This window comes from Listeria tempestatis, from assembly GCF_963575625.1.
GTDB classification, from domain to species: domain Bacteria; phylum Bacillota; class Bacilli; order Lactobacillales; family Listeriaceae; genus Listeria; species Listeria tempestatis.
Genome location: NZ_CAUYTK010000003.1, coordinates 295,380 through 316,783 on the forward strand (window position 1 = coordinate 295,380; position 21,404 = coordinate 316,783).

The window sequence follows — 21,404 nt, forward strand, 5'->3', positions numbered from 1 at the left end:
AATTGTATAGATTTGCGCCTAAAAAAGCGTACAAAAAAAGAAGCATACACTTCGCCTCTTCGAAAAAATTTCCGTATCAAATTAAAGCCACGCAAATTATGAATAGACAAATCCCGTTACCCACGTCAAATAAACGTAGATTTCCGCACTATTTAATTAGTTGCAAGAACCGTTTCCGGAACGAAGTCTAATCCAAATCATAATTCGCCGAGCCTCCTAGCCTTTTAGATACCGCCATCATAACATGCATATCTTTAAATTTCAAGCACAAAAAAATCAGCCTGAAACTTTATGATTTCAGGCTGCTAGCATTTATTTGGGCCGATTTAATTGAAAGCGCTCGCCTAGTTTGGCATAATCACTACCCGCTAAGCGCGATACGGGCTTTATTTTGTCCGCAAGCAAATATCCTTTTTCGGCATTTAAAACCGACTCATCCATATCGTATTCCCGAATACGAACTAAAATCAAATCGGCGGTAGTCGCACCAGCATCATTTTGAACTGGAAGCACTTGCCAAACCTCTCCCGCCAGTTTAATTTTAGCTTCCTCGATTTTTGGCACATTAAAATTTTCATCATATGCAAGATGTAAATTCGTAAGCATAAGCTCACTTTCATCAGGCGGCAGACTAGCCGCGGTTTCATTTACATCACGCACAAAATCTTCGCTCACAATATGAATCATGAGTTCACCAGATCGAATCGCATTTCGCGCCGTGTCCTTCATCTCGCCATTTCGGCGCTGAACTGCTAACGATACAATCGCCGGATCACTCGACACAACACTAAAGAAACTAAACGGCGCCGCATTCACAATACCATCAGAAGATTGCGTCACAACAAAAGCAATTGGTCGCGGGATAATAGCACCACTTAAAAATTTATAATTCTCTTTTGGGGAAAGCTCGTCTGAAAAGAACTTCATGCTCCCGCACCCAAATTTTCATACCATAATTTTGCTGCCTGCACTTCATCTGCCGTCAAATTGTGCCCAGCTTCCGTCCAGACGGTTTCAATTTTTGCCGCGCGAGCTTGGAACAGTTCAACTAATTTTTTAGACGCAGCGAAGCTTACAAGTGGGTCATTTACGCCGGCACTTAGAAAAATACGGCGCGTCTTTAAAGAGAATTTTTTCGGAGCATTTTCAGCGGGCATGGCGTGGAACAAAATGGCATTTTGAAAACCGTCCACATCTTGCAAAATGGCATTCGCTGCAATATTCGCCCCGTTTGAATAGCCAATAACAACTAATTCACCAAAATCCAAATCATACGCTGCCGCAAGCTCTTGTGTCGTTCGTAGTAATTTTTCCGTCTGCAAAGCAAGGTCCTTAAGATCCAAACTGCCATCACTAAAGCGTTTGAAAAATCGATTTGCGCCGTGTTCCGAAATTTCACCACGTAACGATAAAATTGGTGCGCCTTTCGCAATAAGACTTGCTAGTTCTACTAAAGAATGTTCGTCACCACCTGTTCCGTGCAACAAAAGTAGCGGCTTTTTCGTTTTATCACCGGGAATGAAAATGTGTTCCATCTCTTCAACTCCTTTTTGTGTCGATTGGTCGTACTTGCGCCTCAATTTCCGCTCGTTTCCCTTCTAAAAAGGGAGGTAAGCTTAGCTTTTCACCAAGGGTTTCATATGGTTCGTCGCTAGTAAATCCGGGGCCGTCCGTTGCAAATTCAAAGAGGATCTGCCTACTCACAGGTACATAAAGTGATTCAAAATAGAAGCGGTTTACAAAGCCACTGTTTGGTGCCTGAAAAGTATTTATTCGCTCAATCCATTTCATCAGTTCCTCGTGATCGCTAACGCGAAAAGCCACATGATGAACGCCGCCAAAACCTTGCATCGCACTAGGAATATCCGTTCTTTCCTCCACAATCACTTGCGCTCCGTTTCCACCCTCGCCCACTTCATACAAATGCAAACCATTCTCCTCGCTAACAAAACGGAAGCCAAGAATCGCTTTTAGCACCGCATCCATGTTTTCAAGTGAGGGAACCGTAAGGAATACGGGGCCTAAACCGTAAATCGCATATTTTTCGGGAACTGGGCCGTTTTTCCACGGCACGCCAGGTGCGACCCCTTCATTTTGTTCGTCAGAAATTAACTGTAAGGCTTGCTCGTCAAAGTCTTGAAACGCAAGCACTTTTTTCCCAAATAATGTTTCAATCTCTCCGTGCGGCACATCTAATTTTTGGAACCTGTCCTTATAGTATTCAAGCGCCGCATCACTTGGCACACGAAAGCTCGTTTTGGAAATGCTATCCGTTCCAGGTCTACCTTTTGGCAAATTTGGAAAATCGAAAAAGGTCATATCTGTCCCAGCATTTCCAGCATCATCGGCATAGAACATGTGGTACGTCTGGATATCATCTTGATTGACTGTTTTTTTAACTAAACGCATACCTAGAACGTTCGTGAAAAAATCATAGTTCTTCTCAGCACTACTTGTCATGGCTGTTACATGGTGAATTCCTTTTAAATCTTTTATCATTATTTTTCCCCTCCAAAATAAGTTTCAATTTCATTTCTTTTTTCTTCTAAAAATGGTGGTAAACTAAAATGTGTGCCGAGTTCTTCTACCGTTTCATCTAATGTGAATCCTGGCTTGATGCCTGCAAATTCAATTCTTAAACCAAATGGATCAAGGATATAAAGGCTCATAAAATAGCCTCTGTCAACATATTCTTCCACTTCCATTTTATTTGTTTTGGCAAACGTGTAGAGGGCTTCTAATGCTTCGTTGCTTTCTACAAGGTAGGCGACGTGATCAATTGTGCCTCGACCAAACCTCGTTTTTTCTAAAGAAGAAGTTTTTTCAGTTGTTAATTCATTTACGTCAAACCTAGCTAGAAATTTTTTCGTCTTATCTGGCTCTGGTATATGATAAACCACATCTAAAATACGAATAATTTGTTTATCTAGCGGAATATCCGTGTGCGTTGTTGCATTTTCTTCACGGATTTCCTCTCTCAATTCGAAAAGCTCAATTGTAAGTCCATCTGGGTCGGTAAAATATAAATTCCCTTCTTGAATAGATGTTTCTACGCCAAAATCTGTTAAACGTTTTCGCCAAAAACTCATACTGTTTATCGGTATCGCAAGTGTGATGCGTCCAAAAAAGGCTTTTTCATTGTATGTGCGTCCTATCCGCGGAATTTCAAAGAATGTTAATAGCGTACCTGGATTCCCTCTTCTATCGCCATAAAACAAGTGCCGCATTTGAATATTCGCCTGGTTGACTGTATTTTTCACAAGCCGATAACCTAAAATATCTTGATAAAAATGATGGGACTGCTCAAAATTTTTAATAAACGCAGAAATATGATGGATTTTTTTAGTCATGTCGCGCCTCCTTTCGATATCTAAAGTTTATAACTAAACAATTAAAATGTAAAGCAACTTGCTTACAAAAAATAAGTGCATTAGCTCCTTTTTAGTTTTACGTTTTGGCAAATGACACCACTTGTCTCTCCAACTAAAGCATAGGTGCCCATGGAAGTGACTTTTAAACTATTTTGCTCATCTAAGTAGGTAAGCGAATAAGGTTTCATGTAAATTGAACCGAGCGTTGATGGCAAGAGGCTACTATACTCCGCTAAATCTTCATTTTGTGGGACGATAATTAAATCGAAATAAAGATCTGCCGCACAAGACGCGCAGAAATCAGAATATTTTCCAGCACCGTCGTTTAAATTTAATACGAGCCGTTCATTGGATTGCCGCAGTGCTGCAATTTTTTCTTGAATGATTTGGCTAATGGAAAGATACATCAATAGCACCTTCTAACGTAAATTTTTTCGTTTCATCCAGATATAGCGGTCATCAAATGGTTTGATTTCTTCAAAACCGAAACTTTTGTATAGCTTAATAGCGCGTGTGTTTTCTGGCAAGACGCGAATAAAAATATCATCATAGGGAAATGTTTTTGCTTCTTCAAGTAAATCTTCGACTAGTTTTCTCCCGTAGCCTTGTCCTCTCATTTCTTGTGATGTAATGAGATGTGCAAGTTCTAAGTCACCTTCCTCCTCGTCTACCCAAATTTCGCCATATGCGGTTGGGATATCTTCTTCATAGGCGACAAACGGAATTTGATCAGGCGTTTTGAACCATGAAAAAATATCTGCTTTTTCAATAATCCTTTTATTTGTAGCCATATAATTATCGGCTTCATTTTGGAAAAGTGGTAAAATCCGAATAATATCACTTTCTTCTACTTTTTTCATTTCATCGCCTCCGTAAAATATCTATCAGTCATTTTAGTATAACAGAAAAAGAATCCCTATGATTATTACTTAAAATACTTTAATTTTTACATATTAATATGATTCATTTGTGATAAAATTCATTTGAAAGCGTTTACTTTTTGCTTTCAACAATAAAAAAAGGGGTGTTTACATGAAAAAGAAAAGCTTTATAGTTGGTTTAATTCTGCTACTCTGTATTAGTTTGATTCCCGTAATCCCTCCCGCAAAACATGCCGAAGCGGCGGAAAGTAAAAACTTTATGATTTACTACCGAGCATGGCGAGACAAAGAGATGAAAGGTGTTAACACAAGTTTGCCAGATGAAAACTGGCTATCTATGAGCGACATTCCATACGGGATTAATATTGTGAATGTGTTCAGTTATGTACCTCCTGGTCAGGAAGACTTAGCAGAGCCTTTTTTTAAAAAGTTAAAAGAAGTCTACGAGCCAGAGCTTCATGCGCGAGGAGTCAAATTGATTCGTGGTTTCGACTACACAAAATTACTCGAAATACCTTATGCTGGTGATTTTCCAACTGAAAAAGAATTTGATGACTATGCTAAAGCCTTGCTAGATGAACTGATGTTACCTTGGGGACTTGATGGTCTTGACATTGATATGGAAACTTTCCCAACTGATGAGGAGGTCCGTATCTCTGATGGTGTCATTCAAGCACTTTCAAAATATATTGGGCCAAAAGCAAACAATGGCACTCTCTTCCTCTATGACACAAATGGTCAAAATACGAAGCCTTTCCAAAATGTAAGTGATAATTTTGATTTACTAGCCTATCAACAATACGGAAGTAATGCTGATCGAACGGCACGTGCTTCTGACGCCTATACTCCTTTTATTCCGAAAAGTAAGTTTTTACCTGGTTTGACTTTCCCAGAAGAACAAGACCCTGTTAATCGTTGGTATGATGCAACCCTTCCATATGAACAATCTAACATTTATCAAGTTGCAAAATATTCCCGAGAAAACAATTTAGCTGGTATGTTTCTCTATGCTTTTGATAGAGACGGGAAAACCTATGAAGAGCCAGATATAAGTAGCATTTCTCCGTCTAATCTTTTATGGACGAAAACTGCGATTTTAGAAGTGAATGGCTACTCTCTTCTTAGCGCAAAAAATTTCGCTCTTCATCACTTAAATCGGATTAAATATGCGAAAAATTTAACTGCAAAAGAAATTCAAACGATTGAAGGAAAGATTCAAAATGCAAAAAATTTATATGATGTAAATGTTGCTATTTTAGGAGCTACTTATGATGAAGCGGTAAACCCAACCTATGATCCTATTTTAGAAAAAGAACTTATGGCTACTGATTTAACTAGTGCAACAACCGCTTTAGACGAGGCAGATGCACTTCTACAAAGCCATGATTTACCGGCTCTAAAAGCAGCACGTGAAAAACTTGCTACTTTGTTAGGCGAGAAAAAATATACTGCCGCAGAAGTTAATTCGCTTACAACGGCACTTCAAAAAGAACTTCAAAATGTAGCTGCCAAGCCGGCAACAGCTAAATATCAAGATGAAAGTGGTAATAAAATTGCAGATGATGTTGTACTTACGGGCGAATTAGGCGAGAGTTTTGCTTTTTCAAAAAAAGAAATCCCTGGCTATACGTATATGAAAACAGTAGGAATAGCAAATGGTACTTTTTCAAGCCAAGCACAAGAAGTAACCTTTGTGTATTCTAAGAAGGATTCAGCAGTACTTGTTAGCGGGGATAAAGCAAAGCCAGAAAAAACAAGCGATCCAAAAACAACGAAACTGCCACAAACTGGTGATAGCTCTGTTAACATTTGGGTTGCGTTTGCTACGATACTAGTAGGCTTAATTCTACTTAAGAAGAAGAAAGTAACAAAATAAGACTAAAAGAACCGCTAGTTAGCGGTTCTTTTAGCTTGAAGAAAAACTTAAAGTTTACACAAAACGAAACGACCTACGCAAAATCAGACTGCTGACAAATGGTGAGATTCTAGGCAAAGCCGAGTACCGAAGTGGAGCGTACTCGAGTACGTGAACATCGGAACGGAGGGTTTAACGACGAAGATTGCCGTTTGTCAGCAGTCTGAAAGAACTGCTAGTTAGCGGTTCTTTTATTTGCACTTCTCTTCCCAAATTTCAAACAATACATCACATTCTTCTTGAATATCTTCACGCGTCATTTCTGGTTTTACATCTACGCGTTCGAGCACTTCAAACGTGATATTTTCCACACCTGATTTTCGTGCCTCATCAGCCATATAACGAGGTAACATGCTTCCCTCTCCTAGCTTTAGACCAAATTCAAGCTTGGAAGAAGCACCTTTTAGGTTCATCGTTTTTCCAATTAAAAATACACCTGTTTCTTTGTTTAAAAAGCGGTACACACCAGCGTCAGGCGGCGTTTCTTTATACGCACGGATTTTTGCTTTTCTGTCATCGCGATTTTGTCCCATTTTACCAACTCCTAGTAGCCAGATTCTTTCAGCAACTTGCTTAAAACTCGTAAACGTTCACTTAAAAGTTCATCATCATCATGTAAAGCTTGCTGGAATAGCTTCATATCTTCATCAATATATGGATTTTCTTCACAAACTTGAACCGTCATCGCATCACCTTGAAGCCCAATGCGATCTAATTCAGGTTTTTCTTTATCATAAAAGTGATCATATTTATATGCATCGTTAAAATGAACTTTTGCACGTGCAATTAAAATAGCTAAATCTAACACACGATGTAGTGGCATTTCTTCTGATTGGCGTGACCATTTACCACCTGTATGGCGCCATATCTTAGCGGAAATATCCACCTTGCCGCGGTCATTCCACTGTGCTAAGCCAAGTGAAAGTCCTTTAGCATCTGAATGATAGGCGAGTTTTCCATCAACATCTTCGTAGTTTGGCACAACAAATACTGGTTTATGTTTTAAATTTACAGGAATCATATTTATTCTCCTTTTACTAATTTACTAAATTAGTATATTACTAAATAAGTAAAATGTAAAGCGCTCTACTTTTGCCTATTTTCAAATAAAAAAGCCCAGAAAATACTGGGCTAGGGCTAGCTTAATGATGGAGTGGCTATAAAACGGAGCGTATGCACTCCATCTGATAGATCGACTTTTATTTGATGATTTTTTGTAATTTGGACGAGACCGTGGTTCGTCTCATAGCTTGTAGCGGTTGGCAGACAATAATCGTCTAGTCCTGTCATAATACCGTTTTTGACTTCACCAGACACATACCACGGGTGACCTAACCATTTTTCAGCTTCCCGAAATTCTGCACGCCGAATCATAGCACGGATATCCGTCGAACTCACTTTATTTTTTCCGTCCTTTTCCACAGGAACAGCCGTCACTTGAATATTAAAAGGCTTACAAAGCTCTGATAAGAGATCCACATCAGAGGCGCGACCTTTCCCAAAGTTAAACTCTTCACCGACAACTATACGGGATAAATGAAGCGCGGCCAAATGTTCATATACAAAAATTTCGGGTGTTGTTTCTGCATATTTTGGTGTAAAATCTGTTTCAAATAGCACATCTACACCGTAATACGCGAGCCAGCGTTCCTTCTCTGTTCCTGGTGTAATCGCTTCCCGGTACTCGGGCAAATTTTTTAAAGCCCAGAGCGGGTGCGGACTAAAACTTATCACCGAAAGCTGCTCATCCTGCCGCTTTAGTTGATGTGCTACTTCCAAAATTTTTTGATGCCCAAGATGAATACCGTCAAATTTCCCTATGGACAAAACGGCTTTTCGTTTATCGGGCACTGGCCCCATTTCCACATGATAAATCTCCATAAACTTCACTCCCACTTTTACTGTAAACGTCACACTCAAAAAGTACAAATTAAACGCTTAGAATCACTTTTTCAAGCTTTGCAAGACGTTTTTCATCAAGAGAAAAACCACGTTTCGTACAAATTTCCTGTACTAATGCTGAAAACAAATCAAATACCTCGACAACCTCATTTTTTCGGAATAAAAGCTGAATTTTGTCTAGCCACACCGTTGGTAGCCAGTCGGCCATGCGCCGACCAAGGAAATGCGGCTTCTTGCCAGCTAAATAGGCGATTTCCTCTAAAAGTGGCAGAAAATAATTTTCACGTATGCCAGCTTCCAGTTGCCCGACAAACCAGAAATCGCCACGCTTTAGAAACTTCGCCACATAATGCATCTCCAAATAAAATTCATCGACGAGCGTCTGAAATTCCGTCTCTCCTATTCTAGCCTCATCTTCTTTTTGCAAAAACGGAATAAGTTTTTCGCTGAATTCTTTTTTATCAAGCAAAACTAAATATTTCTTGTAATATGGAAACGGAGATTCAAGTAAACGAAGTGGCCAAAATGAAAAATCAACTTTAACACCATTATCAAAAATCACAATTAGTGAGCGCATCTCTTTTTGAACAGGAAAATCAAGCGGCACTGCTACGAGCGGATATCCAATTTTTTCAAGCCAAGTGAGCTCTTTTGTAAAATCACGGCTTCCTTCGAACCAAACATTTATATCTAAATCTGACCATTTGTCGATATGCTCTTTTTTGGCGAAGGAACCTTCTTGAACTAGCATTTTGACGCTCTCTTCTGTTTGAAAATACGTAACTATCTTTTGTAGAATTTCATCTGTTTTTATCATTTTACACCTCTTTATTATTGTTTTTCGATAAAATTATATTGTTTTTTAGAATCATATCGTTTATAATGAAAACATGAAAGTGATACTTTCAATTTATCATAAAAAATCGATTTTTTGAAAGGATGAAAAAAATGAATTTAGCATTTAAATATAGCGGTCCTATTTTTATTGTTTTAGGTTTTGTCTCGTTTGTTTTATCCATGCTCTTTGACGTTACAGTTGATGCAAATGGGATTGTTCACGAGCCTGGTTTGGCCTATGTAGCATTAGGACTTCTTAGCATCTATTTTGGAATATTCCTCGTCATCGTTTACTGGATTGTAAAACTTATTAAAAAACGTTCAGCTAAAAAATCAAATTAGTTTGCAACTAAAAACACCCCACTATGCATTATCGTTAAACCGAGTTAGCATAGTGGGGTATTTTAACAACTTGATTAACTATCCTTCCGATATTCTCTAATCACAAATATTCCTGCTGAGCTAACAAGTAGCAAACCTAGAATTAGCCACCAATTCGTACTACTTGTATCCCCTGTTTCAGGGAGTTTTGTGAAATCTAAATGAGATGTGCGGTTGGAATTGCCGCTATTCGTATGATCTGCTGGGGTTACATTCGTATTTTCATTCGCCTGATTTATAGCTGTTAGTTCAATTCGTTTAGGCTCTCCTGCTGCTTCAGCTACAATATTAAATTGAATTTTTGATTCATCCAGAACATAGCCATTTGGTGCCTTAGTTTCGATAAAATAATAGCTCCCCGGCAAAAGATTTGAGATTTGGATGACACCGTTTTTATCCGTCACCAAATTGCTTTTTACAAGAGTCCCGTCCTCTTCATATAAACTAAAAATAGCACCAGAAAGCGGGTCTTTGGAATCGTTTATTTTCAGAAGTTCAACGCTTCCTCGGTAATTCACGAGCGCATCTAATTGCATCACACCCGGGTCACCTGAATACTCACTAGGAATCGTAAATGTGACCGGTGTCGTATTCTTAATATAACCACGAGGGGCACGAACTTCAATTAAACTGTATTCACCAGGAGCTAGATTATCTACTGAAACTCGCCCATTTCGATCAGAAATAACCCGTTTCACTAGATTTTGCTCAGAATCTCTCACTTCAAAGATTGCTCCGGGTAAAATTTGTCCAGATTCGCTTTGCTTCACAGCTTCAATGCTACCTGTATAATTTATGAATGGCCCTAGCGTAATATCTGGAATTTGACCTTCAGCCGTTTCTGAAACCGTGAATAAGATAGGTTCCGTATTTAAAATATAGCCTGCCGGAGCATAGGTTTCCGTCAACCGATAATCTCCTGGTAGAAGCCCATCAATTTCAAGTTGTCCATTTAAATCCGTCTTTAGTTCTTCGTCCGTTTGAACCGTACTCCATGAACCTGCAATGTTTTGCTCCAATTTAAATTCTGCGCCAACTAAAGGCTCACTAGAATCATTCTCTTTTTGAAGAATGACTTTATTTGGATTGTTCACAATTTCAATTGGTGTTGTTCCCGCTGTTGTTCCCTCATCAATTGTGACAACTTTTCCATTTAGAAGCTCATCGCTAATCGTATATCCAGCAGGTGCTTCAATTTCTTGCAAAATATAGTCGCCATATGGCAAATTACCAAAAGTCAACACGCCGCTTGCATCTACTGCTCCTTCTCTAAGAATAATCGTTTTATCTTTATTCCAAAGTACAAACTTCGCTCCCGTAAGCGGCTCTCCAAGGTCGTTAACTTTTTGGAAACTAATGCCACCTGTTTCGCCAACAGCGGTTCCAGAACCGTTTATGACTACCACATCGACGGTCGTATCCGCACCATCATTAATCGTAACATCATTATTCCCGTTTACCGTAACGTCATTTGTAAGCTTTTGCTCAGGCGCATTACTTATAAATACAAAAGAACGATATTCAATAATATAAGGCGCTTTAATTTGATGTAGAAATTCAATCTGCAATTCCTGCTCTCCAGTTGCTGGGTCAGTTGTTAAAGAAACCGAGTAATCCGTTCCTTCAACTAACGGTAAATATGGATTTTTAACAATCGTCCCGTCTGGTTTTACAATCGTTCGATACACGACAATCGAATTCTTATCTATTGCTTGATTCTTCGACGGATGATCGGTTACAACCACATCATTTAACGTCGAACCACTTGGATTCACAGTAATGGACCAGTGCGCAAACCCCTCTTCATCCTGATAGCCCGTTTTATTTACAAAATCTCCACCATTTTGGATAGAAACCTCAGCCGTTAAGTGGTGCGGCGCGGCATCGCCGTTTGTAAATGTTGCGTCATTATCATAAGTTGGCTGAATAACTTCACCATTTAGTGACGTTTTAAATTCAACAATATATGCCGCAGACTCCTCATCCGGGAATCGAACCGTAAGCGTTTGATTATTAATATCAGAAGGCTCAATAATGGTGAAGTCACCGTAGTTGTCGACCTCATCTCCTTTTTCAACACTGCCATCTGGGTTTACTGTATAATGGTAAATTTTAACTGATCCTGGCACAAATTGTTGATTTCCTAAAATCGGATCAACTAGCGTAGCGTTCTTTAGTTCTTTTGAGTCATAATTGATTCCAATTGACCAAGTAATTCTTGAAGTCGTTGCATTATAGCTCCCGTTTTTAAATCCATCATATTTGGCTGGATCATTCGGATCAAAAGTTGCTCCATCAGTACTCGTATGAGTGTCACTATTTTCATCCGTCCAAGTTGTTGTAGCTGTATTAGGGAAAATCCGATTTGGATCATCAATTCCGTCCACACTCGTATTAAATATCGTTTTATACGTAATACGGAAATCATGGTCCGTTCCCGCCGCGTACGTATTTAAAAATTTAACTGTAAATTGAAGATTGGGTTCATCATAAACTAAAGAATAATCCTCATTTTCAACAAGCGTATTCCCTGTTACATTATCTACCATAACAAACGTTTCAGGTACGAGAGTCAAACCCGGACTCAGTTCATCTGTCATTTGCCAATTGGTCATCATATAATGATTTTTATTAATGTCAATCTGCCAAGAAACCTCTTTTGCATCATAATCAACCGTTCCAAGCGTTTTAATTACATTTTGTTGCACAATACCGCCTGAGGAATTGCTCGTATCCCCAGTATCTGTAGTGATGGAATTATTAATCGTCACATTGTCATCAACAAATCCCGTTAGTTGTGTCTGATATTTAATTTTCACAGCATAGTCAATATCATGTAGAAAGACAATATCAAATCCGTTACTTGTATTTTCAATTCTATAGTCGACACCTTCAATGAGTTGCCTACCCTGAACTTCCGAACCGTCTGGATTAAATGTAATCACATGAAGTTCCATAGAACCATCTACAAGTTTCATGCGACTATCCCCAAATTCATCGTGCAGTGTCGCATCTTCTTTCGCAATTGTTTTTTCACCGTAGTTATATTTGACAGTCCATTCCGAAGTTTGTGTATCAGAATTATAGTTACTTGCCTGTTTCGTTAAGAGTACTCCGTATGAACTCGCAACAGATGCTTTAGCCGGAAGCTCCGTCCCGTCTGCATTTAAAACAGCCGTATTTTCAAAGGTCTTATTTCCGCCATTTTCAGGTTTTGCGTCCTCATCAATTTTTGTTGTATATTCTAAGCGGTAGGCATCACTAATTGGTGTCGTGAACGTCACATTACCGGAAGCATCCACAATATAGCCCGAAGTGACAAGCTCTTCACTTCCCGGATAGATTTCCCCGTATAAATCCACTTTTACTTTATAAACTTCCACAGATTGATAGGTTGTACCTGGTGGAAAACTCTCTGTTACAACAGCTTGATTAATTGTATCAAGCGCTTTATTAATATCCACTTGCCAGTAAATAAAATCTGGATTTAATTGTTTATCAAAGTGCCCACTTTTTTCAATTGTACTATCTACAGCAGGTTTAACGTTAATGTCAACTGGAGGGATGTTATCTTCAAAAGGAATTTTAATCGTAATTTCCCCAGGTCCATCAATATCTTCTGGATTTAGCTGTGTATCAAATTCCAAAGTTCCGTGCACGTTGGAATTTTCATGAACAGCATCAGTAAAAATAAATTTTATCGTCCCGTCCGTATTCACTTCAACATTCGCATATGGATCAAGCGATATAGTTTGATTTTGTGATACTTTTACCGTATCTGGTAACACAAAAGTATAATAGTCCCCTGCATTAATTTCTGCACCAACATCATTTGGTATCGCCCATGTGAATTTAAAATGGACGTAATCATCAACAGTTGGTTCGTCAACAGGGTTTCCATCTGCATCAAAATAAGTTAATTCCATCCCTGTTAGAATCGTTGAGTCCTCCGCGGGATAGCCAAGACTTTCAAAAATGTCTTTTACATCTTGTGGCTCATCTGCAGCAACTGCTCTTTGCTCAGGCTTTTCAGTAGAAGCCATTGTATCACTCTCAGTTTGTTCATTTTGTGTTACTTGTTCCGAATCACCTGTTACATTTGGCGTTTCCGCTTCACTTTCATTTGGCTTAGCAGGTTCTTGATAAAGGGAAACTTCTTTGTTTAAATGATTTAGACTTGTTGAAAAATCAATATTGTCTTTATCCGGCACAGTTTCCTTTTCTAAATAAGTGGTTGAAACCACAAGCGAAATATCTGAGTCAAACTCTTTTGGTATATCAAATAGCAATTGATTGCCTTTAATTTCATAAGTGCCAACCGCCTGATTGTTTGAATCTAAAATCGCTCCCTCATTTGCTTCTTGTAGCGAAAAATTTTCAGAAACCGAAATTGTTTCACTTTTTGATTGTATTTCACTATTTTTTGCATGTGCTGTCAGTTTAAATGTCACTTGATTCTTTTCATTTACTTCTTCTTGCTGATCTATGCTAAGTAAACGAACCCCTTCTTCTTCCGAATCAGCATTTACAATGTACGGTAAAAACATTTGCGTTATAAGCAGAAAACTAAACAACAAATAAAAGGCCTTTTTCAAACCAATTCCCCCCCTAAATATATTTTTTAAAATAAAAAAAATCTATTTTAGTTATTCCCCGCCCTTTCACCAACGAAACAAAAAAAGACCCATTCACATGAACGAATCTTTTTCCTTAATAAGCCATATTTATTTTTCTTTTTTCCTAACTTTTGGTACTAAAAAGCCAACAAGCCAACCTAAAATTGCAGAAATAGCTATGACCATGAAGAGAGGAATCGTCATTTTACCAAATAATAAGTTGATCGTGACACTTTCTCGGTTAAGAATCATAAACAAAACAACAAGCGCAATGATAATACATATGACGATGAGCCTTATGGATATTTTTTTGGAATCATCTTCCATGTTGTAGCCCCCTTTTTTAATTTATTCTTCTCTTCTTTTCCCTTTTCTTACAGCTAGAAACGTTCTTTTTAAAACAAGTTTTTCGTGGTAGTCTGCACATAGATTTTAGGTTGTATTCCTTTTTTGGCTTCTCGATTTATTTGTTTTTTAGGCTTCCGATTATTTATAAGCAGCCTCAAGCCGTTTAAAATGACGAGTATTGTGCTACCCTCATGCCCAATGACGCCAAAAGGCAAATTAATGGACTGAAATACATTTAAAATGACGAGTGAAATAATCACCGCAATCGAGAAGAAAATATTTTGTTTAACAATACGGGAAAGTCGTGCTGAAAGTTTTCGTGCATACGCTAATTTTTCTAAATCATTTTTCATAAGGACTATATCCGCAGCTTCCATCGCAATATCAGTGCCTTCCCCCATCGCAACCCCGACTGTTGCATGTGCAAGCGCGGGTGCGTCATTAATACCATCACCAACCATACAAACGCTACCGTAAGAGGCTTTTAAATCGTTCATTACGGCAACCTTATTTTCTGGCAAACAACCCGCGATAACATAATCAATGCCGATTTCTGAGCCGATAGCAAGACCCGTTTCCTCGTTATCTCCTGTCACCATAACCGTTTCTAGCCCTTCCGCTTTAAGCGCAGAAATCGCCCAGTAAGCCTCGATGCGTGCCTCATCTCGAAGCGCAAGTACCGCAACAACAACATTGTCTTTTGCTACATAAACGATAGTTTTCCCTTCTTTGGCTAAATTTTCGGCGTATTCATCTGCATATTTGGCCGTATTTTCTGCGCCTATAAAACGGGCTTTGCCGACTTTCCAGTTATGACCCGCATAAGCGGCCTGAACACCAAATCCAGGTACATCTTCGGTCACTAAATCGGACAAGTAGATGGCGCCTCGGCGTCCTAGTGCTTCTGAAATCGCTCTTGCTAGCGGGTGAGTAGAATTTCTTTCGAGCGTATAGGCGACATTTAGTAGTTCAGCTTGGTCTTCCGTTTCTACAATAAAATCGGTGAGGGTGGGCATTCCACGCGTTAGGGTGCCCGTTTTATCGAAAGCTACCGCACGAACGCGTTTTAAATGCTCAAGGTGAACGCCCCCTTTAAACAAAATCCCGTGTCTTGCTCCGTTTGAAATTGCGGCAAGTGTCGCGGGTGTAACAGAGGCAACGAGTGCGCACGGCGAGGCGACGGTTAGGAGAACCATGGCCCGGTAAAAGGTTTCATTCCACGTCCAACCGAGTGCAAAATGCGGTAAGAACAGCATGATGCCAACTAAAATGAGTACGGCTTTGACGTATTTGTCTTCAAAGCGCTCAATAAAAGCGGCGGTTTCAGATGGCTGATTTTCGGCGTCCTGCACCATTTGAATAATTTGGCTAAAAAGCGTCTCTCCTTCCGTTTTGCTGACGGAAACTGTGATGGCTCCAGTCAAATTGACGGTCCCGCCAAACACATCAGCGCCATTTGCTTTTTCCTTTGGCATCGATTCACCATTTATCGCGGACTCATCCACAGTCGTTTCCCCGCCGCAGATGGCGCCATCAATTGGAACGCGCTCACCGGGGCGAACTAAAATGAGGTTGCCAATTGCTAGGTCGCTGACGGGCACTTCTGTCAACTCTCCTTTTTCCCCTTGTAGAAATGCGGTTTTGGGCTTTAAAGCCATCAATTTCGTAAGCTCGCGCTTGCTTTTGTTTGTCGTGTAAGTTTCGAGCGCCCCGCTTAGTGAGAAAATGAAAATCAAGACAGCCCCCTCTAGCCAATATCCGATGATAGAAGCGCCTGTAGCAGCCAGCACCATCAATAATTCAACGTTCAACTTATGCGTTTTAACAGTGTCCAAAATGCCAGATTTTGCTTGCTCAAATCCGCCAATGATGAATGCTGTTATAAAAATTATCGCGATGCTAGTGTCCGAAATTTCACCTTCAAGTTGCCAGCCAATCAGAATAAGTATCCCGCTTACTGCTGTTGCGATAAAAGCGATATTTTCTCTTAATTTTTGCATTTTCACCCACGTCCTTTCTACTTGAGAATCATTTTCGTTGCCCTAAAAAACACGAAAATCTGCTCCCACTAGTGTGAGAAACAGATTTACAATACATTTATATTATTTTCAACTTCATTATACTAAACTTGTTAAGGTATTTCAATATAAGGAGCTATCTTTCATAACATTTTACTTAACCTCATAAAAAAAGCCATAAAAACATATTCTATGGCTTTTTAAAATTATTATGGCAATACATTTCCTGCTGCACGGTAGATTTCGTACCATTCTTCACGTGACAGTTCAATATCTGCGCCTTTTCGAATTCCTGCAATACGTTCTGGGTTCATCGTTCCAAGCACCGTTTGAATCTTAGCCGGGTGGCGTAATATCCAAGCCACAGCAATTGCAGAATTTGAAACTTGGTATTTTTCCGCCAATTTGTCGACTGCTTGATTTAACTCCGGAAATTTCGGGTTATCCAAAAACACGCCTTCGAAAAAGCCGTATTGGAACGGCGACCATGCCTGAATGGTCATATCATTTAAACGACTATAGTCCAAAATCCCACCATCACGAACAACACCAGCGTCAACCGTCATATTCACATTCAGCCCGGCATCAATCATGCCCGTATGCATAATACTAAGTTGCAACTGATTCACAAGCAAATCCTGCTCGACATATTTCTTCAAAAGCTCAATTTGTAACGGATTCTGGTTACTTACGCCAAAATGACGCACTTTCCCACTTTTTTCAAGTTCAAAGAAAGCTTCCGCTACTTCTTCGGGACAAACAAGCGTATCCGGACGGTGCAGTAACAGGACATCCAAATACTCCGTACGCAACCGTTTTAAAATGCCATCAACCGAGTTTATAATATGTTCCTTCGAAAAATCAAAGAAGCCATTTCGAATTCCACATTTCGATTGTAAAATAAGTTTTTCACGTGGCACCGAAGCCATTTGAACCGCCTCTGCAAAAATTTCTTCCGATTTTCCGCCACCATAAATATCCGCATGATCAAAAAAGTTTAAACCATTTTGAAGAGAAGTTTGAATCACTTTATCTGCTTTTTCAACTGATAAATCAGCCATACGCATACAGCCAATTGCGATACTAGGTGCAGCGAGTTTGCCGCCAAGTTTTAACTGTTCCAATATATCCACCTCTTTAATTATGATAGTTTCATTTTACCACTTCATGAAAACGATATCACCTTTTAATAAAAAAACTCGCTAAATCCCCTATTTTAAACAACTTGCAGTTGCTTTTTAAAGTGTTTTATTATACAATAACTTTTGTCGTGGAGAAATACCCAAGTCCGGCTGAAGGGGACAGACTCGAAATCTGTTAGGCGGGTCTAACTCGCGCCGGGGTTCGAATCCCCGTTTCTCCGTTCGCACAAAACAAAACGACCCACGCAAAATCAGACTGCTGACAAATGGTGAGATTCTAGGCAAAGCCGAGTACCGAAGTGGAGCGTACTCGAGTACGTGAACCTCGGAACGGAGGGTTTAACGACGAAGATTGCCGTTTGTCTGCAGTCTGAAAGCCTTGAATTTTCAAGGCTTTTTGTTTTAACAGAATACTTTTTATTATTCTTAAGATCATTATCCATATTTTGTGATTTCGAGTTATTTAAAATAAACATTTATAAATTCTCATCCTTCTTTTCCGAAGGCTTTGTACCGATAATAAGAAAAGATACGATTACAAAAATATTTGCAATAATTAAAAGTAAAAAAAGAATGTCCGTAATTGGTGGAAGGAAACTGACGATGATATAAGCTGTAATCACTGTTATTTTATAGCCTTTTCCGACACTCGCATCATTACAGCGGCGCGCAATTAACGCAATAAGCGGAATAAATAGAATAAGCTCAAACACACTAAGCGAAATAAGAATGATTAGTGACTCGTTTAAAAAGAAGCCTAATGTTCTTCCAATTGCATAGTACAAAATAAAATTGCACCAGAACTCCATTCTACCTGCCCTTCCCTTGAAATTCGCAAAATTAACCCAAAACGATTGTAGTCCTTTAAAAAATGTCATGTTGTTAGCCCCTTTTTGTTGTATTTTAAAATTCTTTTTATAACTGAAAGAAATCAAGTAGCAATATTTTATCAAGTCGCCAAACGATTAATTAGTGAACGCATAGATAAAGATAAGCTTTTACTACTATTTTATAAGTCAAGTTTTTCTACCCAAATTCAAGACGCCTATTTTACGATACATAGATTTAAAGCGATTGAAGCGCTCGTGAACATTTATTTCGTTATATTATCCACTTACATGACAACAGATGAATTTTTCCAGTATATTACTATCTGTCTGATTCTGACAACCGCAAAAACATAGCAGGCATAAATATGCCTGCTATGTTTTTTAATTCCGAATCATATAATCAAACGCACCCAGCGCAGCTGTCGCACCTGATCCCATCGAAATGATAATTTGTTTGTAAGCACTATCCGTACAGTCACCGGCAGCAAATACACCTGGCACATTTGTCGCGCCACGTTTATCTACTATAATTTCACCCATTTTCGTACGTTCTACGGTGCCTTCTAGCCATTCTGTGTTTGGTGCCAGACCAATTAGAATGAAGACACCTTCCACGTCAATATGTGTTTCCTCGTTCGTTTCGCGGTCCACATATGTGACGCCATTTACTTTGCTGTCGCCCGTAATTTCTTTCGTTTGGACGTTTTTCAGCACCGTTACATTTGGTAAGGAGTATAGGCGGTTTTGTAGCACCTGGTCAGCTTTTAATTCTGGCATAAATTCGAGCACCGTCACATGTTTGACGATTCCCGCAAGATCAATTGCGGCTTCAATTCCCGAATTACCGCCACCCACTACAACGACTTTTTTCCCTTCAAAAAGAGGACCATCGCAGTGCGGACAGTATGCTACACCTTTATTTTTAAACTCCTGTTCGCCAGGAACGCCAATATTACGCCATCTAGCGCCCGTTGAAATAATGGCGGTTTTACTCGTCAATACAGCACCATTTTCAAGTGTTACTTCTACTTGTTCGTTTTTCGAAAGGCTTGCTACACGAACGGATTTCATCACGTCAACATCGTACTCGTTCACATGTTCTTCCACTTGTGCCATAAGTTTCGGGCCTTCCGTATATTTCGTTCCAATCACATTCTCGATGCCTAAAGTCTCTAAAACTTGGCCCCCGAAAGTTTCAGCTACGATACCCGTTCGAATGCCTTTTCTAGCCGCGTAAATCGCCGCGCTAGCACCAGCCGGCCCGCCGCCAATAACGAGGACATCAAACGGTTCTTTCGTTTCAAACTCGGATGCGTCAGATGCACCAGCAATTTTAGTTACGATTTGTTCGATTGTCATACGGCCGTTTCCAAATGGCTCACCGTTTACAAAAACGGTCGGAACCGCCATAATGTTTTTCGCTTCGACTTCCGTTTTAAACATACCGCCTTCAACCATCGTGTGGCTAATATTTGGGTTTAAAATGCTCATGATGTTGAGTGCTTGAACAACGTCCGGGCAGTTGTGACAAGTTAGGCTAACGTAAGATTCGAAGTGGAACGTTCCACTAATTTTTTTAATCTGCGAAATGATTTTCTCGTCCACTTTCGGTGCGCGACCGCTCACTTGTAAAATCGCTAATACGAATGAAGTAAATTCATGCCCGAGTGGGATGCCAGCAAAAACGACACCCATATCTTCATTAACGCGTTCGACACTAAAGCTAGGCGTTTTCGGAAGACTCGCTTTTTCCATGTGGATTTTAGGCGACATCGTAGCGATTTCTGTTACGAATTCTGCCAGCTTCTCTGAGTTTTCATCTGATGCGACACTTACTTTTAACACAATATCTTGCTCAAGTAATTCCAGATAACCCGCTAGCTGTTCTTTGATTTCTTTTTCCAAAGCCATCTTTAGATTTTCCCTACAAGGTCAAGGCTTGGTTTAAGTGTTTCAGCGCCTTCTTTCCATTTCGCTGGGCAAACTTCGCCTGGATTGTTTCGCACATATTGACCTGCGCGGATTTTATCAATTAAAGTACTAGCGTCGCGACCAATACCATCTGCGTTAATTTCTACAGCTTGAACAACACCATCTGGGTCAATAATAAAAGTCCCACGATTTGCTAAGCCTTCCTCTTCGTCCAACACATCGAAAATCGTTGAAATGGTGTGTGATGGATCGCCAATCATTATGTACTCAATTTTTCCGATGGCCTCTGAAGAATCGTGCCATGCTTTATGTGTAAAGTGTGTATCAGTAGAAACTGAATAAACTTCTACATCTAAATCTTGAAGTGTTTTATATTGGTCTTGCAAATCCTCAAGCTCCGTTGGGCAAACAAATGTGAAATCTGCTGGATAAAAACAAACCACACTCCATTTTCCTTTAAAGTTTTCAGATGAAACATCAATAAATTCACCTTGGTGGAATGCTTTCGCCGTAAATTCCTCTATCTCTTTTCCAATTAATGACATATATTTTCCTCCTAAAAGCTTTAATTTGTGATTGCTCACTCTTAAATTATCAACTGATTTTAGACAGATGTCAACAGTAAATTATAATATTTATAAACTAAAAATAAATACAAACTGAACATTCTAAGCTTTACACCAGCTTGAAATCTTGATATAAAGCCATGTTCAGTTTGTGAAAACATAAGTTAAATTTGTGATATTTTTACCATTTTATCAATTAGCTAATTATTTTTCTCTATCAATGCGCGCATTTGGATGCTTATCTTCTATTAAGTTCAACATAATCCCATGTTCTAAATAAGCTTTCAATCCACTTAAAACGAGCGTGTAACCTTCCGTTGCATCAATTATTTCATGCAGCTCATCAAATTCACCATTTTGAATTTTAACGATTGTTTCCGTCTCTGAATAAGTTTCAAATTCCCAAACCGTTTCTTTCGTGTTAGCATGGCGAATGTGAATGCGCGCATTTGGAACGATTTCTAAAACTAAAATTTCTTCGGAAACACCATACATTTCCCATTCCCATGTTATTTTTTGACCAGCAACTAACTCTCCTGAACTTTTTGTAAACCAAAACTTGGTTGTAATTTCTGGATTAATAAAGGCTTGAAATACAGTTGCAGCAGGTTTTTTTATTAGTAAACTTACATTGGCTTGCATAAGACTCCCCCTTTTCTTCTATT

Annotated in this window: 20 protein-coding genes and 1 tRNA gene; 3 read left to right on the forward strand and 18 right to left on the reverse strand. The window is 39.2% G+C overall.

Annotation, left to right across the window (positions count from 1 at the left end; genetic code table 11):
- Window positions 1-312 precede the first annotated feature (312 nt).
- The 6 genes from R8923_RS06310 to R8923_RS06335 form a co-directional block, all read right to left on the reverse strand.
- Window positions 313-927, reverse strand: a complete 615-nt coding sequence (locus tag R8923_RS06310; RefSeq protein ID WP_485871906.1) for a flavin reductase family protein — start codon at window positions 925-927, stop codon at window positions 313-315.
- Window positions 924-1,535 carry an alpha/beta hydrolase gene (locus R8923_RS06315; protein WP_485871907.1) on the reverse strand — a complete coding sequence of 204 codons (612 nt, stop codon included), beginning with the start codon at window positions 1,533-1,535 and terminating at the stop codon, window positions 924-926. The genes R8923_RS06310 and R8923_RS06315 overlap by 4 nt, the downstream gene beginning before the upstream one ends.
- 4 nt (window positions 1,536-1,539) lie before the next feature.
- Window positions 1,540-2,499 (reverse strand): ring-cleaving dioxygenase, encoded by a 960-nt coding sequence (locus R8923_RS06320; protein WP_485871908.1) that lies wholly within the window; start codon window positions 2,497-2,499, stop codon window positions 1,540-1,542.
- Complete coding sequence (locus R8923_RS06325) at window positions 2,499-3,350, reverse strand: VOC family protein (protein ID WP_485871909.1); 852 nt, start codon at window positions 3,348-3,350, stop codon at window positions 2,499-2,501. Before R8923_RS06325 ends, R8923_RS06320 begins: the two co-directional genes overlap by 1 nt.
- Window positions 3,351-3,430: 80 nt before the next feature.
- Complete coding sequence (locus R8923_RS06330; protein ID WP_485871910.1) at window positions 3,431-3,778, reverse strand: iron-sulfur cluster biosynthesis family protein; 348 nt, start codon at window positions 3,776-3,778, stop codon at window positions 3,431-3,433.
- 12 nt (window positions 3,779-3,790) lie between these two features.
- Window positions 3,791-4,231, reverse strand: a complete 441-nt coding sequence (locus R8923_RS06335) for a GNAT family N-acetyltransferase (protein ID WP_485871911.1) — start codon at window positions 4,229-4,231, stop codon at window positions 3,791-3,793.
- 172 nt (window positions 4,232-4,403) lie between these two features.
- On the opposite strand from R8923_RS06335, the gene R8923_RS06340 reads away from it, so the two are divergent.
- The gene (locus tag R8923_RS06340; RefSeq protein WP_485871912.1) at window positions 4,404-6,128 is read left to right on the forward strand and encodes an EndoS/ChiA family endoglycosidase; all 1,725 of its coding nucleotides are present in this window, start codon (window positions 4,404-4,406) and stop codon (window positions 6,126-6,128) included.
- Between the two features lie 230 nt (window positions 6,129-6,358).
- Here R8923_RS06340 and R8923_RS06345 read toward each other — a convergent pair whose 3' ends face one another.
- The 4 genes from R8923_RS06345 to R8923_RS06360 all read right to left on the reverse strand — a co-directional run bounded on the left by R8923_RS06345 (window position 6,359) and on the right by R8923_RS06360 (window position 8,886).
- A complete protein-coding gene (locus R8923_RS06345) occupies window positions 6,359-6,700 on the reverse strand; it encodes a GIY-YIG nuclease family protein (protein WP_485871913.1) in 342 nt (113 codons plus the stop codon).
- Between the two features lie 11 nt (window positions 6,701-6,711).
- On the reverse strand, window positions 6,712-7,188 hold the full coding sequence (locus tag R8923_RS06350) for a DUF6530 family protein (protein ID WP_485871914.1): 477 nt from the start codon (window positions 7,186-7,188) through the stop codon (window positions 6,712-6,714).
- A 116-nt stretch (window positions 7,189-7,304) separates the two neighbouring features.
- Entirely contained in the window at window positions 7,305-8,048 is a 744-nt protein-coding gene (locus R8923_RS06355) for an FAD synthetase family protein (RefSeq protein ID WP_485871915.1), read from the reverse strand.
- Between the two features lie 49 nt (window positions 8,049-8,097).
- Window positions 8,098-8,886: an aminoglycoside 6-adenylyltransferase gene (locus tag R8923_RS06360; RefSeq protein WP_485871916.1), complete on the reverse strand. Its 789-nt coding sequence runs from the start codon at window positions 8,884-8,886 to the stop codon at window positions 8,098-8,100.
- 131 nt (window positions 8,887-9,017) lie between these two features.
- Between R8923_RS06360 and R8923_RS06365 the strand changes: the two genes are divergently transcribed.
- Complete coding sequence (locus tag R8923_RS06365; RefSeq protein ID WP_485871917.1) at window positions 9,018-9,248, forward strand: DUF3955 domain-containing protein; 231 nt, start codon at window positions 9,018-9,020, stop codon at window positions 9,246-9,248.
- A 74-nt stretch (window positions 9,249-9,322) separates the two neighbouring features.
- Here the strand turns inward: R8923_RS06365 and R8923_RS06370 are convergent, their stop codons facing one another.
- The 4 genes from R8923_RS06370 to R8923_RS06385 form a co-directional block, all read right to left on the reverse strand.
- Window positions 9,323-13,882, reverse strand: a complete 4,560-nt coding sequence (locus R8923_RS06370; RefSeq protein ID WP_485871918.1) for a SpaA isopeptide-forming pilin-related protein — start codon at window positions 13,880-13,882, stop codon at window positions 9,323-9,325.
- A gap of 129 nt (window positions 13,883-14,011) precedes the next feature.
- Window positions 14,012-14,230: a lipopolysaccharide assembly protein LapA domain-containing protein gene (locus R8923_RS06375; protein WP_485871919.1), complete on the reverse strand. Its 219-nt coding sequence runs from the start codon at window positions 14,228-14,230 to the stop codon at window positions 14,012-14,014.
- Window positions 14,231-14,298: 68 nt separating this feature from the next.
- Window positions 14,299-16,251, reverse strand: a complete 1,953-nt coding sequence (locus tag R8923_RS06380; protein WP_485871920.1) for a heavy metal translocating P-type ATPase — start codon at window positions 16,249-16,251, stop codon at window positions 14,299-14,301.
- A 227-nt stretch (window positions 16,252-16,478) separates the two neighbouring features.
- Window positions 16,479-17,393, reverse strand: a complete 915-nt coding sequence (locus R8923_RS06385; RefSeq protein WP_485871921.1) for an aldo/keto reductase — start codon at window positions 17,391-17,393, stop codon at window positions 16,479-16,481.
- Between the two features lie 148 nt (window positions 17,394-17,541).
- Here R8923_RS06385 and R8923_RS06390 point away from each other — a divergent pair.
- A tRNA-Ser gene (locus tag R8923_RS06390) sits at window positions 17,542-17,632 on the forward strand.
- Window positions 17,633-17,887: 255 nt separating this feature from the next.
- Here the strand turns inward: R8923_RS06390 and R8923_RS06395 are convergent.
- The 4 genes from R8923_RS06395 to R8923_RS06410 all read right to left on the reverse strand — a co-directional run bounded on the left by R8923_RS06395 (window position 17,888) and on the right by R8923_RS06410 (window position 21,381).
- On the reverse strand, window positions 17,888-18,289 hold the full coding sequence (locus tag R8923_RS06395; RefSeq protein WP_485871922.1) for a DUF805 domain-containing protein: 402 nt from the start codon (window positions 18,287-18,289) through the stop codon (window positions 17,888-17,890).
- A gap of 333 nt (window positions 18,290-18,622) precedes the next feature.
- Entirely contained in the window at window positions 18,623-20,152 is a 1,530-nt protein-coding gene (ahpF, locus tag R8923_RS06400) for an alkyl hydroperoxide reductase subunit F (RefSeq protein ID WP_485871923.1), read from the reverse strand.
- A 2-nt stretch (window positions 20,153-20,154) separates the two neighbouring features.
- Window positions 20,155-20,718: an alkyl hydroperoxide reductase subunit C gene (ahpC, locus tag R8923_RS06405; RefSeq protein ID WP_485871924.1), complete on the reverse strand. Its 564-nt coding sequence runs from the start codon at window positions 20,716-20,718 to the stop codon at window positions 20,155-20,157.
- Between the two features lie 225 nt (window positions 20,719-20,943).
- Complete coding sequence (locus R8923_RS06410) at window positions 20,944-21,381, reverse strand: SRPBCC domain-containing protein (protein WP_485871925.1); 438 nt, start codon at window positions 21,379-21,381, stop codon at window positions 20,944-20,946.
- Window positions 21,382-21,404 lie beyond the last annotated feature (23 nt).

Excerpts from the sequence above, each read along its gene's own strand:
- R8923_RS06310 (WP_485871906.1), bottom strand. The coding sequence starts at position 927 with ATGAAGTTCTTTTCAGACGAGCTTTCCCCAAAAGAGAATTATAAATTT.
- R8923_RS06315 (WP_485871907.1), bottom strand. The coding sequence starts at position 1,535 with ATGGAACACATTTTCATTCCCGGTGATAAAACGAAAAAGCCGCTACTT.
- R8923_RS06320 (WP_485871908.1), bottom strand. The coding sequence starts at position 2,499 with ATGATAAAAGATTTAAAAGGAATTCACCATGTAACAGCCATGACAAGT.
- R8923_RS06325 (WP_485871909.1), bottom strand. The coding sequence starts at position 3,350 with ATGACTAAAAAAATCCATCATATTTCTGCGTTTATTAAAAATTTTGAG.
- R8923_RS06330 (WP_485871910.1), bottom strand. The coding sequence starts at position 3,778 with ATGTATCTTTCCATTAGCCAAATCATTCAAGAAAAAATTGCAGCACTG.
- R8923_RS06335 (WP_485871911.1), bottom strand. The coding sequence starts at position 4,231 with ATGAAAAAAGTAGAAGAAAGTGATATTATTCGGATTTTACCACTTTTC.
- R8923_RS06340 (WP_485871912.1), top strand. The coding sequence starts at position 4,404 with ATGAAAAAGAAAAGCTTTATAGTTGGTTTAATTCTGCTACTCTGTATT.
- R8923_RS06345 (WP_485871913.1), bottom strand. The coding sequence starts at position 6,700 with ATGGGACAAAATCGCGATGACAGAAAAGCAAAAATCCGTGCGTATAAA.
- R8923_RS06350 (WP_485871914.1), bottom strand. The coding sequence starts at position 7,188 with ATGATTCCTGTAAATTTAAAACATAAACCAGTATTTGTTGTGCCAAAC.
- R8923_RS06355 (WP_485871915.1), bottom strand. The coding sequence starts at position 8,048 with ATGGAGATTTATCATGTGGAAATGGGGCCAGTGCCCGATAAACGAAAA.
- R8923_RS06360 (WP_485871916.1), bottom strand. The coding sequence starts at position 8,886 with ATGATAAAAACAGATGAAATTCTACAAAAGATAGTTACGTATTTTCAA.
- R8923_RS06365 (WP_485871917.1), top strand. The coding sequence starts at position 9,018 with ATGAATTTAGCATTTAAATATAGCGGTCCTATTTTTATTGTTTTAGGT.
- R8923_RS06375 (WP_485871919.1), bottom strand. The coding sequence starts at position 14,230 with ATGGAAGATGATTCCAAAAAAATATCCATAAGGCTCATCGTCATATGT.
- R8923_RS06380 (WP_485871920.1), bottom strand. The coding sequence starts at position 16,251 with ATGCAAAAATTAAGAGAAAATATCGCTTTTATCGCAACAGCAGTAAGC.
- R8923_RS06395 (WP_485871922.1), bottom strand. The coding sequence starts at position 18,289 with ATGACATTTTTTAAAGGACTACAATCGTTTTGGGTTAATTTTGCGAAT.
- ahpF (WP_485871923.1), bottom strand. The coding sequence starts at position 20,152 with ATGGCTTTGGAAAAAGAAATCAAAGAACAGCTAGCGGGTTATCTGGAA.
- ahpC (WP_485871924.1), bottom strand. The coding sequence starts at position 20,718 with ATGTCATTAATTGGAAAAGAGATAGAGGAATTTACGGCGAAAGCATTC.
- R8923_RS06410 (WP_485871925.1), bottom strand. The coding sequence starts at position 21,381 with ATGCAAGCCAATGTAAGTTTACTAATAAAAAAACCTGCTGCAACTGTA.